At 63.8% G+C, this 12,527-nt stretch carries 9 protein-coding genes; 2 read left to right on the top strand and 7 right to left on the bottom strand.

What is annotated here, in order from left to right; all coding sequences use genetic code 11:
• Positions 1-8: 8 nt before the first annotated feature.
• On the bottom strand, positions 9-284 hold the full coding sequence (locus tag ACMUVN_RS27620; protein ID WP_028755478.1) for a hypothetical protein: 276 nt from the start codon (positions 282-284) through the stop codon (positions 9-11).
• Between the two features lie 12 nt (positions 285-296).
• Positions 297-3,023: a DNA mismatch repair protein MutS gene (gene mutS / locus ACMUVN_RS27615; protein ID WP_028755477.1), complete on the bottom strand. Its 2,727-nt coding sequence runs from the start codon at positions 3,021-3,023 to the stop codon at positions 297-299.
• A 113-nt stretch (positions 3,024-3,136) separates the two neighbouring features.
• Between mutS and ACMUVN_RS27610 the strand changes: the two genes are divergently transcribed.
• Positions 3,137-5,422, top strand: coding sequence for an NADP-dependent malic enzyme (locus ACMUVN_RS27610; RefSeq protein WP_028755476.1), 2,286 nt, complete (start codon positions 3,137-3,139; stop codon positions 5,420-5,422).
• Between the two features lie 229 nt (positions 5,423-5,651).
• Entirely contained in the window at positions 5,652-6,641 is a 990-nt protein-coding gene (locus tag ACMUVN_RS27605; protein WP_028755475.1) for a helix-turn-helix transcriptional regulator, read from the top strand.
• Between the two features lie 29 nt (positions 6,642-6,670).
• Here ACMUVN_RS27605 and ACMUVN_RS27600 read toward each other — a convergent pair whose 3' ends face one another.
• The 5 genes from ACMUVN_RS27600 to ACMUVN_RS27580 all read right to left on the bottom strand — a co-directional run bounded on the left by ACMUVN_RS27600 (position 6,671) and on the right by ACMUVN_RS27580 (position 12,448).
• Positions 6,671-7,549, bottom strand: coding sequence for a GNAT family N-acetyltransferase (locus tag ACMUVN_RS27600; protein ID WP_028755474.1), 879 nt, complete (start codon positions 7,547-7,549; stop codon positions 6,671-6,673).
• Between the two features lie 109 nt (positions 7,550-7,658).
• The gene (locus ACMUVN_RS27595) at positions 7,659-9,938 is read right to left on the bottom strand and encodes an ATP-binding protein (protein ID WP_183906106.1); all 2,280 of its coding nucleotides are present in this window, start codon (positions 9,936-9,938) and stop codon (positions 7,659-7,661) included.
• Between the two features lie 55 nt (positions 9,939-9,993).
• Positions 9,994-10,497 (bottom strand): signal peptidase II, encoded by a 504-nt coding sequence (gene lspA / locus ACMUVN_RS27590; protein ID WP_028755472.1) that lies wholly within the window; start codon positions 10,495-10,497, stop codon positions 9,994-9,996.
• Positions 10,494-11,354, bottom strand: a complete 861-nt coding sequence (locus ACMUVN_RS27585; protein WP_028755471.1) for a TrmH family RNA methyltransferase — start codon at positions 11,352-11,354, stop codon at positions 10,494-10,496. The genes lspA and ACMUVN_RS27585 overlap by 4 nt, the downstream gene beginning before the upstream one ends.
• Positions 11,351-12,448, bottom strand: coding sequence for a class I SAM-dependent methyltransferase (locus ACMUVN_RS27580; RefSeq protein ID WP_028755470.1), 1,098 nt, complete (start codon positions 12,446-12,448; stop codon positions 11,351-11,353). The genes ACMUVN_RS27585 and ACMUVN_RS27580 overlap by 4 nt, the downstream gene beginning before the upstream one ends.
• Positions 12,449-12,527 lie beyond the last annotated feature (79 nt).

Below are 12,527 nucleotides of genomic sequence, written 5' to 3'. Positions count from 1 at the left end.
CGAAAACTTCAGCTGGCGGCCCGCGCATTCAGCAAATGCAGCACCTGGCGTGTCTCGCCCATGATCTCCTCGATCGTCTGCCTGTCGCATTCGCGATAACCCGCCTTGGCGATCGCGGAGCCGAGCTCGCAGATCACGGCGCAGCAGCGGGTGATTTTCAGCATGCCGATCGGCGAGGTCCAGCCACGCGCATTGCGGTCCTTATCGGCGCGCCGCATCGTGTCGAGCATGGAGCAGATGAGCGAGAGGCGCTCGGTTTCGCGAACCAGTTTTTCCATGAACATGGCGCGCCGCTCCTATTTCAGTTTCTTCTTGAGGTCGTAAAGTGCGTCCATTGCCTCGCGCGGCGTCATATCGTCAAGGCTCATCGCCTTCAGCGCCTCCTCGACCTTGGACGGGCCGCGGGCCGTGTCCTCGCGGCGCACCGCCACCTGGAAGAGCGGCAGGTCGTCGATCAGCTGGCTCGCCGGGTTTTTGCGGTCAGCATCTTCCAGACGGGTAAGCACGTCGCGGGCCCGCGCCACGACCGAGGCCGGCAGCCCGGCAAGGCGCGCGACCTGGATGCCGTAGGAGCGATCCGCCGCCCCCGGCCCGACCTCGTGCAGGAAGATGACGTCGCCGTCCCATTCCTTGACGCGCATCGTGGCGTTCGACAGCCGGCCAAGCTTTTCCGAAAGCACGGTCAGCTCATGGAAATGCGTGGCGAAGAGGCCGCGGCAGCGATTGACCTCATGCAGGTGTTCGACGGCCGCCCAGGCGATCGACAGGCCGTCAAAGGTGGCGGTGCCGCGGCCGATCTCGTCGAGGATGACGAGCGAACGGTCGCTCGCCTGGTTGAGGATCGCAGCCGTTTCCACCATCTCGACCATGAAGGTGGAGCGCCCGCGCGCCAGATCGTCGGAGGCGCCGACGCGGGAGAAAAGCCGGTCGACGATGCCGATATGGGCTGATGTCGCCGGCACGAAGGAGCCCATCTGCGCCAGGATAGCGATCAGCGCGTTCTGGCGCAGAAAGGTCGACTTGCCGCCCATGTTCGGGCCGGTCAAGAGCCAGATCGCCCCGTCCCGGTCGCCGGTCTTCGGCGACAGATCGCAATGATTGGCGACGAAGGGCCCGCCCGCCTGCCGCCGCAGCGCCTGCTCGACGACCGGATGGCGCCCGCCCTCGATGGCAAACATCTTCGAGCCGTCGACCTGCGGGCGGCAATAGGCCTGCTCTTCGGCGAGAAGCGCCAGGCCCGCGGCGACGTCGATGACGGCAAGCGCCTTCGCGCCCGATTTGATCGCCTCGGCTTCCGCAACCACGGCCGCCGTCATCCTGTCGAAGGCTGCAAGTTCGATCGAAAGCGCCCGGTCGGCGGCATTGGCGATGCGGCTTTCGAGATCGGCAAGTTCGGTGGTGGTGAAGCGCATCGCGCTCGCCATTGTCTGGCGGTGGATGAAGCGCGCCTTGGCCTCCGCCGTATCGGTCATCGGCGCAGCATTGCCGGCGGTGACCTCGATGAAATAGCCGAGGATATTGTTGTGCTTGATCTTCAGCGACCGGATGCCGGTTTCCTCGGCATATTGCAATTGCAGGCCGGCGATGACCCGGCGCGACTGGTCGCGCAGCGCCCGGACCTCGTCGAGTTCGGCGCTGGCGCCGTCGCGCAGAAAACCGCCGTCGCGTTTCAACAGCGGCAATTCATCGGCAAGCGTTTCGGCAAGCAGCTTTTCCAAGGCTGCGGGAAGCGCCTGCAGCCCGGACAATGCCTGGCCGAGCTCTTCGGGCAGCATCGCCTTGTCGAGCAGGCCTGCAAGTCCCGCCGCCGCTTCCAGGCCCTGGCGGATCGCCCAGAGATCGCGCGGGCCGCCGCGGTCGAGTGCGAGGCGCGACAGCGCACGCGGCATGTCGGGCACATGTTTCAGCGTGTCGCGCAGATTGCCGCAGAACAGGGGTTCGTCGATCAGGAAACCGATCGAATCGAGCCGCGCATTGATACGGGCAGGGTCGGTCAGCGGCGACATTAGCCGCTCGGCGAGAAGCCTGGCGCCGCCGCCGGTGACGGTGCGGTCGATCGCTTTCAAGAGCGAACCATTGCGATCACCCGAAAGCGTGCGGGCAAGTTCCAGATTGGCGCGCGTGGCGGGGTCGATGAACAGCGTCGAAGCCGCACTTTCCCGCTCCGGTTTTCCAAGCGGCGGGCGCTCGGCGATCTGCGTCTTCTCGACATAGGCGACGGCAGCTGCCGCTGCCGCGAGTTCGGCGCGCGAGAAGGTGCCGAAGCCGTCGAGCGTCGCGACGCCGAAATAACGGGCAATCCGGCCCTCGGCGCTGGCGCTGTCGAAGAGCACGGAAGGCTGCGGTACGGCTGTCCGGCCGAGCACGTCGAAGACCGGCTTGAGCTCTGGATCGTGGAAGATCGTGTCGGGCAGGATGAGTTCGCGCGGATCGATGCGCAGGATATCGGCCAGCAGCCGAGAGGCTTCGGTTTCGGCAAGCCGGAAGACGCCCGTGGAAATATCGATCCAGGCAAGCGCCAGCAAGGGCTCGGCCCCGCCGCGAATGCGGGTCAGCGCCATCAGATAGTTGGACTCCGAGGGCGAAAGCAGCTTTTCCTCGGTGATCGTGCCGGGGGTGACGAGGCGGATGACGTCGCGCTTGACGACGGATTTCGCGCCGCGTTTTTTCGCTTCGGCCGGATCCTCGATCTGCTCGCAGACGGCGACGCGGAAGCCGAGCGAGATCAGCTTCTGCAGATAATCGTCGGCCGCATGCACCGGAACGCCGCACATCGGGATATCCTGGCCCATGTGCTGGCCGCGCTTCGTCAGCGTGATGCCGAGCGCGCGCGACGCTTCCAGCGCGTCCTCGAAGAACAGCTCGTAGAAATCGCCCATCCGGTAGAAGAGCAGCGAACCCGGATTGTTCGCCTTGATCTCGATATATTGCTCCATCATCGGCGTCGCCGAGGCACGGCTTTCCGCCGTGGCGAGCTCGGCAGCCGAAAAGGCTTCATTCCCTGTGTCTATTCGTGCGTTCACGGAGGTGGAGTTTTTCCCAAAAAAACAGGTGCCAACCCTATCCGCCCGCCGCTATAGATGACAACAGCATTTGAGGAAGAGCAAAGCGTCGCCCACAGGACGTTGGAGGATTTATGCCCGATATCGATAAGAAGGACCGGCCGGTGACCTCTGTTACCGACCAGGAGGCGCTCGAATTTCACGCCATGGGCCGGCCCGGCAAGCTGGAGATCAACCCGACCAAGCCGATGGCGACGCAACGCGATCTCTCGCTGGCCTATTCGCCGGGTGTTGCCGTGCCGGTGAAGGCGATCGCCGCCGATCCGCAGACGGCCTATGATTACACGGCGCGCGGCAATATGGTCGCCGTCATATCCAACGGCACGGCAATCCTCGGTCTCGGCAATCTCGGCGCGCTGGCTTCCAAGCCCGTCATGGAAGGCAAGGCGGTGCTCTTCAAGCGCTTCGCCGACGTCGATTCCATCGACCTCGAGATCGATACGGAAAATGTCGACGAGTTCATCAACTGCGTGCGCTTCCTCGGTCCTTCCTTCGGCGGCATCAACCTCGAGGATATCAAGGCACCGGATTGTTTCGTCATCGAAAGCCGGCTGCGCGAGCTGATGGACATTCCCGTCTTCCATGACGACCAGCATGGAACGGCCATCATCGCCGCTGCCGGCCTGATCAACGCGCTGGAGCTGACCGGCCGCGACCTGAAGACGACAAAGCTCGTCTGCAATGGTGCCGGTGCTGCGGCGATCGCCTGCGTCGAACTCATCAAGGCGATGGGGTTTGCCCCTGACAATGTCATCCTCTGCGACACCAAGGGCGTCATCTACCAGGGTCGCACCGAGGGTATGAACCAGTGGAAATCGGCGCATGCGGCAAAGACCGACGCACGCACGCTGGAAGAGGCGATGCAGGGCGCGGACGTCGTTTTCGGCCTGTCGCAGAAAGGTGCGTTTTCGGCCGAGATGATCCGCTCGATGGCCGAGCGGCCGATCATCTTCGCCATGGCCAATCCCGATCCCGAGATCACGCCGGAAGAGGTCGCCCGCATCCGCGACGACGCCATCATGGCGACGGGCCGGTCGGACTATCCGAACCAGGTCAACAACGTCCTCGGCTTTCCCTATATCTTCCGCGGCGCTCTCGATGTCCGTGCCTCGACAATCAACGATGCGATGAAGATCGCCGCTGTCAATGCGCTGGCAAACCTGGCCCGCGAGGACGTGCCCGATGACGTTGTCGCCGCCTATCAGGGCAACCGGCCGCGTTTCGGGTCGCAATACATCATTCCCGTTCCCTTCGATCCCCGCCTGATCTCGGCGATCCCGGTGGCAGTCGCGCAGGCTGCGATCGAAAGCGGCGTCGCCCGCAAGGTCATCACCGACATGGCGGGTTATGCCCGCGAGCTGTCGGCACGCCGCGATCCGATCGCCTCGACGCTCGCCAGCCTCTACGAGCGTGTCCGCCGCCGCCCGAAGCGGATCGTCTTTGCCGAGGCCGAGGAAGAACAGGTCCTGCGCGCAGCTCTTTCCTATGCCAACCAGCAGCTCGGCACCGCCATCCTGCTCGGCCGTGAGGATCTGATCCGGGCGACGGCGGAACGCGCCGGCATCGATCTCAACCGGCCCGGCCTCGAGATCGTCAATGCCCGTATCTCCACCCGCATTGAGGCCTATGTCGATTATCTCTATGCGAGGCTGCAGCGGCACGGTTATCTCTATCGCGATGCCCAGCGGTTGATCCACAACGACCGCAACCACTTCGCCGCCACCATGGTGGCGCTCGGCGACGCCGACGGCATGGTGACGGGCATCACCCGCAATTATTCGACGGCGCTCGAGGATGTACGCCGCTGCATCGACGAGAAGCCCGGCCACCGCATCATCGGCGTGTCGCTGGCGCTCTGCCGCGGCCGCACGGTCTTCGTGGCCGATACGGCGGTGCACGACATGCCGACGGCCGAGCAGCTTGCCGATATTGCCGAGGAGGCCGCGGGTCTGGCGCGGCGCATGGGTTATTCGCCACGCGTCGCCCTGCTTGCCTATTCCACCTTCGGCCATCCCTCGGGCGAACGCTCCGAGCGGGTGCGCGAGGCTGTGAAGATCCTCGACAAGCGTCGCGTCGATTTCGAATATGACGGCGAGATGGCGGCCGACGTCGCTCTGAACCGCAAGGTGATGGAGCAATATCCTTTCTGCCGCCTGTCCGGCCCGGCCAACGTGCTCGTCATGCCGGCTTTCCACTCGGCCTCGATCTCGACCAAGATGCTGCAAGAACTTGGCGGCTCCACGGTGATCGGTCCGATCCTCGTCGGCGTCGACAAGCCGGTGCAGATCACCGCGATGGGCGCCAAGGATTCCGACATCGTCAACATGGCGGCGATCGCCGCCTATGGGGCGGGTTCGTAAACGCGCCTCTTGCGACATATGAGACGGCATTCCGTGCCCGGCCGACTGCCCGTCGGCCGGGCACAAGTTTTCGTGGCAGCTGATGAAGTCTGCTCTTCCGATAAGTCATACTTTTGATACAATAGGCCTGTAGGGGGCGGCATAATTTGCCCGCAGGGACATTGAAAGACCGCGGGCAATCGATGCGGTTTTGCAGCTCAGTTGTTTGATATCAGCCGGTTGGTGTCCCATGCCAGAAAACGCATCCGCCAATTTCATCGCCCGATTTCAGGGGGCAACCTTCGACGATATGGTCGAGGCTCTGACCAGGGGGTTCGGTTCGTTCGATGCATGGCGCAATGGTCGGGAGAAACCGCTCGACTGGAAGGTTGGCTTCTGGGGTGATGAAAGATTGTCGCTGGTCAGCAACCAGGATTCCGGCGGCTGGGGTGCAAGAACGGCCCATGGAACGCCGGAAACGCTGGCAATCATCATGCCGCGGAGGGGCGCTCTGGATGTAACGCTGGGTCGGAACGTGATCCAAGGGACACCTGGGCGGCTCTTGTTGATGAACAATCTCGAGCCGGAACGGGTTTCCGTACGGGCAGCGCCTCACCGGTCGGATACACTGAGCCTGAACTGGACGATCATCGCTCAAACCGTCGCCTCCATACTGGAGACACCCCTGACCGGGCCAATGGACCTGGCGCCGCTCGTCGATCTTTCCACCGCAGCCGGACAGTTGATCGGCAGCCTCGCCCAAACGATCATCATCGGCATGCGCAACAACGGGCCGCTCCTTCACTCGCCAATCGCCATGTTGAACCTGACCCAGGGGTTTGCCGATCTGCTGGTGCGCTCGGTTCCTCATCGGCTCTCGCACCTTCTCGACAGGAAAATCCACCTGATCGCACCCCGGCATGTCCGTCGGGCAGTTGAATTCATGCATGCGAACATCGCACAGCCGTTGACGATGCAGAGCGTCGCGGAGGCGGCCGGCATTTCTATTCGCGCGCTTGAAAGCGGTTTTCGTGCCTTCAAGGGAACCACACCGGCTGCCTACCTCAGGACGATCCGCTTGCAGGCGGTGCGAGAGGATCTGCGCGATCCTTCAAACCGGCAGCCATTGCGGGACATCTGCTTGAAGTGGGGATTCTTTCACTTTGGCCGCTTTGCGGCAACCTATCGGGCGGCCTATGGAGAGAACCCGTCGGACACCAGAAGGCGAGCCGATCTGTGACGGACGATCGTCACTCGAAGTAGACCAAGTTAGCTCGCGAAGCGGCCGGCGTCGGCGCCGTAATAATTCAGGTAGCGGTCGGAAATGCTGGCGATCGGCAGCACGATCAGCACGTCGGTCGTGTTGAAGGCATGGTCGATGACCGCGCTGGAGCCGACCATGGCGCCGAGGCGCAGATAGCCCTTGATCAGCGGCGGCAGGGCCATCAGCGCCCGCTTCGGGTTGATGGCTTCGACCGGCATCAGGTCCATGTTGCGGGCGAGGTCCGGTAGGGCGCCGACGGCCCATTCGTTCTTCGCCAGCACATTGTGGTAGAGGAAGGACAGTGCCAGCGCATGGCTTTCCAGATAGACGCCGGGGAAGGAAGCGCAGCCGAACATGGCGCTCACGCCGTGCTTCAGCGCATAGGCCCAGTTGCCCTGCCACAGAAGTTCGACGGTGCGCTTGGTGCGATATTCCGGCAGCACACAGGAACGGCCGAGTTCCATGAAGCGCTTATCCGGATGTTTGGCAATGAGGCCCTCGATCTCGAATTCGGAAGCCGAGTAAAAACCGCCATTGGCGATGGCGACATCCTGGCGCAACAGCCGGTAGGTGCCGACGATCTGGTCTTCCGGATCGCCCTCGATTGCACGGTCGAGAACGAGAAGATGGTCGCAGAAAGCGTCATACGCGTCGACGTCGCGCTGGCGGCGCATGGCCTCCAGCGGCAGCTGCGCCTTCATTTCGTCGACGAAGACGCGGTAGCGCACAGCCTGGGCGGCATCGATCTCTCGTGCCGTGCGGGCCAGGCGGGTTTCCAGATTGCCGATGCGGCCGAGAATGTCGCCGTCCTTCTGTGCAGCAGCCGTCGAAGGTCGCGCAGCCTCCGCCGTGGTGTCACGATTCAGGATGTCGATGGCGGACATGGCGATTCTCCCGTTGCCGGCTTATCGACGCCATAAAACACTTCTATACGACAGGAAAGTGACATTTTGAATTTCCCAAACGCAAGGAGCGTACCGGTTTCGACGCGCCTTACCGCGCCTCAGCACGGCGGGCGGAAAGTGCGGCGACAGCCTGAACTTCGGTCAGCAGCCGCACCGGGTCGACCGGCTTAACCATGACGCGGTTGGCGCCGTTGAGCAAGACCTGCCGGCGTGATTCGTCGCTCTTGTCGGCGGTGAGAACGATCACCGGCACCGGGGCAAGATCGAGCCGTCTTTCATGGCCCCGCAGGCGCCCCAGCATGTCGATGCCGTTCCCGCCCGGCATCGACAGGTCGCTGATGATGATGTCGGGCCGGGCATTCGCTTCGCAGAGCGCATAGTCGAGCAGCGACTCGAAATCCTCGACATGGCGCACCTTGTGCCCGCCCTTTTCCAGGACGACGCGCACCAGCATGGCATTGATCGGATCATCCTCGCCGAGCAGGATGCTGAGCCCGCTCGCCGCAACCAGCGTCTCCGTCACCGAAAGGCCGAAGCCCGGCTGGTTGTCGTTCAGCGCGTCGCGTTTCTCCATGCCGCGCATGCGCCCGCGCAGCACGTCGATCAGCGACTGCTCGCGCAGCGGCCGGATCAGCCAGGCGTCGAAGAGGTCGAGCGGATGGGCGCTGCGCTCTTCCGGATTGACGAGCAGGACCTTGCGCAGGCCAAGAGCGGCGATGTCGGCGCGGTCGGCAAGATGGGTGGAAAATTCCGCCGACATCCGGTGGTCGATGATGATATCCGTCGGCCGCTTTCCGCTCTTTGCCAAGCCGAGCAGCGTTGCCCGCGCCGTTTCGCCATCGCCGACGAGATGGCAGAAGCCGCCGAGTGTGCTGATCGTCTCGGCAATGGCGGTGCGGGCCGCACCTGCCGGCGCCAGCAGCACGACGCTGTTGCCGGCAAGCAGCGTGTTTCGCCGGTCGGGGCGCTCGCTGCCGATGTCGACGGGGAAGCGGATGGTGAATTCGCTGCCTCTGCCCTTTTCGCTGGCAACCGTCAGCGCGCCGTTGAATTCGCGCATGATGCGAGCGGAGATGGCAAGGCCGAGCCCGGTGCCGCTGCTCTTGTCGGCAAAGGTCCCGCCCTGCTCGAATTCGCCGAAGACGCGCGCCTGTTCCTCGGCCGTCATGCCGGGACCGCTGTCGGTCACGGTGATCAGCAGATCGCCGGCGTCGAGCGACACGCGGATGAAAACGCCGCCGACCTGGGTGAATTTCACGGCATTGCCGATGACGTTGAAGAGAACCTGGCGCAGCCGCGCCGGATCGAAGCTCATATTCTCCGGCACGTCGGACGATACGGTGGCGCCGATCTCGATACCCTTTTCATGCGCCCGGTGGGCGAGCATCTCGACGACGCTTTCCAGAAGCTTGCGCAGCGATTCCGAGCGCGGGTGCAGCGCGAAGCGGCCGACTTCGATGGTGGAGAAATCGAGCAGGTCCTCGACCAGCTGGGTCAGCGCGTGGCCAGACTGGCGGATGTTCGCCAGATAGTCCTGCTGCTCCTGCGTCAGCCGCGTCTCGGCGATCAGATGCGTCATGCCGAGAATGCCGGAAAGCGGGGTGCGCACCTCGTGGCTGACGGTGGCAAGCAGCCTGGATTTGGCGGCGCTGTTATATTCGGCCTTCTGCCGCGCCTCCTCGCGGCCCTGTGCGATCAGCCGCTCGTCGGTGACGTCGCGGGCAACGCTCTGCAGCAGCAGGCGACCGTTTGCCGGGTCACGGGTGACGACGTCGCGCCAGAGGAAGATGCGCTGGCCCTCCGGCGTCGAGATCTCGACGTCGTAGCAGTGCGGGATCGGGCCGGGGCGGAAGGCAAGCCCGATCTCCTCACAGGTTTTGCCCTCCGGACGCAGCCGCCCGGTCAGGCGGCGAAACGTGTCGTTGGCGGAGATGATGCGCCGGTCCATGGTGCGGCCGAGGGTGATGTCGCCGAGCACGTCGTGCACGTCGGCAAACAGCTTTGCGCCATCGTTCGAATCCGTGGATTTGCCGTTGCGCCGTCCGGCCGTGCGCGACCGTACCATCAGCAGGGCGTAGCTGGCGATGACGGCAAGGCCAAGAACGACGAGACCGCCCGAAAGCAGCAGCGGATCGCCGGCATGGGCAAGCAGCATCAGGATCGTTGCGGCAAGCAGGCCGGCGCCGCCCAGCCAGTAGAACAGCAAGCGCCGCGTCGCGGCAGGCCCGTTCTGGCGGTCTTCGGTTCCCCGGGGTGCCGATGCTTTCGGTCGTGAAAAGATGGCCCCGATCCGCTCTTCATGCGGCTTGGCGGCGGGTCCACCGAAGGCGGCGGACAATCTTTCGTGCAACTGTCCCAGGTTGTGCATGGTACCTGGATAACATGAGGCCTCTTCCGAATGCCTTCAGGAATTCGATAAGATTTTAGCGGCCGGTCTTTTTCGGCAGCAGCAACTCATCGAGAATGACACAACCGGCGCCGATGGTGATGAAACTGTCGGCGAGATTGAACACCGCGAAGGACCAGCTTTCGGTGTAAAAAAGAATGTAATCGATCACATGCCCATAGGCGAAGCGGTCGACGAGATTGCCGATCGCCCCGGCGATGATCAGCGCATAACCGAGATGGGCGAGCCAGCGGTCCTTCGCCGTGCGGTACCACAGCCAGATGACGAAGGCGACGATGACGAGCCGCATGCCGACGATGAACCAGCCGTCCATGCCCGACAGCATCGAAAAGGCGACGCCGAGATTGTAGGTGCGGTAAAGCGCCAGCATCGGAACGACCGGCACGACCTCCTGCAGCGGCAGGTAGTGATCGACGGCGATCTTGACGATCTGGTCGATAAGAACGGCGACGACGATGAAGAAAAGAATCGGCGCCGGGCGCGAAAACAGCGCGGGGCGTGCAAGCGTCTGTTCGGTCATTTGCCCTCGGCAAGTGAGAGGAGATGGCGGCGCGCCTCGAAAAGCATGACGGCGGTGGCGACGGCGAGGTTCAGGGAATCGGCGCGGCCCTGCTGCGGAATGCGGGCAAGCGCATCGGCTTCCCTCGCCAACTGGTCCGGCAGGCCGGATTGTTCATTGCCCATCAGGAGCACGACGGGCTTTTTCCGGTAGTCGATCGTGCGGTAATCGACCGCGCCGGCCAGATGCGTCGCGACGATGGAAACGCCGGCCGATTTCCGCCAGGCGATGAATTCCTCGGGGGTCGCCCGCGCCACCGGAACGGCAAAGACCGAGCCCATGGTGGCCCGCACCGTTTCGAGCGAGAAGGGATCGGTCGTTTCTCCCAGCAGAATGATGCCGGAAGCGCCGGCCGCATCCGCTGTCCGGATGATCGTGCCGAGGTTGCCGGGGTCGCGCACCCGGTCGAGCGCCACCCAGGTCTCGCCATCCCTTGGCCGAATATCCCGCAGCGGCTTCCAGCGCTGCTCGAAAATGCCGACGACCATCTGCGGATTGTCGCGGCGGGTGATCGAGGCGATCACCTTTTCGCTGACTTCGAGCACCAGCCCGCCCGAGGCGACGGTCCTGGCCGCCATCTGCTCGACCAGCGGCTTGCCCTTGGCGGCCTTGGCATAGACCAGCGTGCGGATCGTCCAGCCGAGTTCGATCGCATCGATGACGAGCTTCAGTCCTTCGGCGAGGAAAGTACCGCTTTCCTCGCGCGACTTCTTGTTCGTCAGCGCCTTGATGTCCTTGATGATCGGATTGGCGAGCGAGGTGACTTCCTTCACCTGTCCGACCCTGCGCGGTCCCTGATCGTGGAAGTCCTTGCTCATTTCGGCACCCAGCGGGAAAAGAGGGAAGTGGAAAGGGCGCGGCCCTCAGTCTTGCCGTCAGTGCCGGCTTCGCGAATCACCAGCTCGCCGGATTCGACCACGCCGCCGGCGCCGCGCATCGTCTCGCGCATCAGCTCGTGGATCGAATAGAAGCTGGCGCGGATCGAATAGGCCGTCAGCACCAGGCCCACCGCCTTCGGCGACAGGATCTCGCGGCAGATGTCGAGCATCAATGGCAGATGCTCGAACAGATGCCAGACCTCGCCATTGGGGCCGCGGCCGAATTTCGGCGGATCGGTGAGGATGATGTCGTATTGGCTGCCGCGGCGTTCCTCGCGCAGGATGAATTTCATCGCATCCTCGCAGATCCAGCGGATCGGCAGCTTCTCCATCCGCCCGAGCGCCTGGTTTTCGCGCGCCCAGCCGATCGCCTTCTTCGAGGCGTCGACATGGGTGACCTCGGCGCCGGCAGCGGCGGCAACCAGCGAGGCGACTCCGGTATAACCGAAGAGATTCAGCACCTTCAGCGGCCGACCGGCCTTTTCGACCTGCTCCTTCATCCAGCTCCAGTGCACGATCTGCTCGGGGAAGACGCCGACATGACGGAAAGAGGTGAAGCGGCCGAGAAAATCGACGCCGAGCAGATTGAGCGGCCAGGTCTCGCCGAGCGCTTCTTTCGGAAAGCGCCAGCGGCCGGTGCCTTCCTCGTCGGTATCGCCGGTGAAGACGGCATCGACCTTTTCCCAGACATGGGCCGGCAACGATGGCCGCCACAGCGCTTGGGCCTCGGGACGGATGATGCGGTAAGGGCCGTATTGCTCCAGCTTTTCGCCATTGCCGCTGTCGATCAGGTGAAAGTCGCCGGCGCCGAGCGATTCGAGGATGACAGGCACGCGCTCAGCCGGACGCTCGCCGCTGCGCGTCATCAGGGGGCGCATGACGGCAGCCTGCGCGGCAGCCTCGCGCACAGTCTCGCGGGTCGCCGGTGGTCGCGCGACCGGCTTTGGCGGCCGGCCGGCCCGATCGTCCCTGCGGCTTTCACCGGAGGGACCGGATGTCTTCTTCTGGCCCGGCCGGCGTTCTCTTTGTTTCAACGTGCTCTTCCGCGTCTCTGTCGGGGTGTCTTTAGGCTATGCAGTAGCCCAGAAGACCGTGCCGGATCAACTGCGCGCT

It is taken from the genome of Rhizobium sp. IY2 (assembly GCF_047532935.1).
Classification (GTDB): Bacteria; Pseudomonadota; Alphaproteobacteria; order Rhizobiales; family Rhizobiaceae; genus Rhizobium; species Rhizobium anhuiense.
This window is presented reverse-complemented; position numbering and strand designations above follow the sequence as displayed.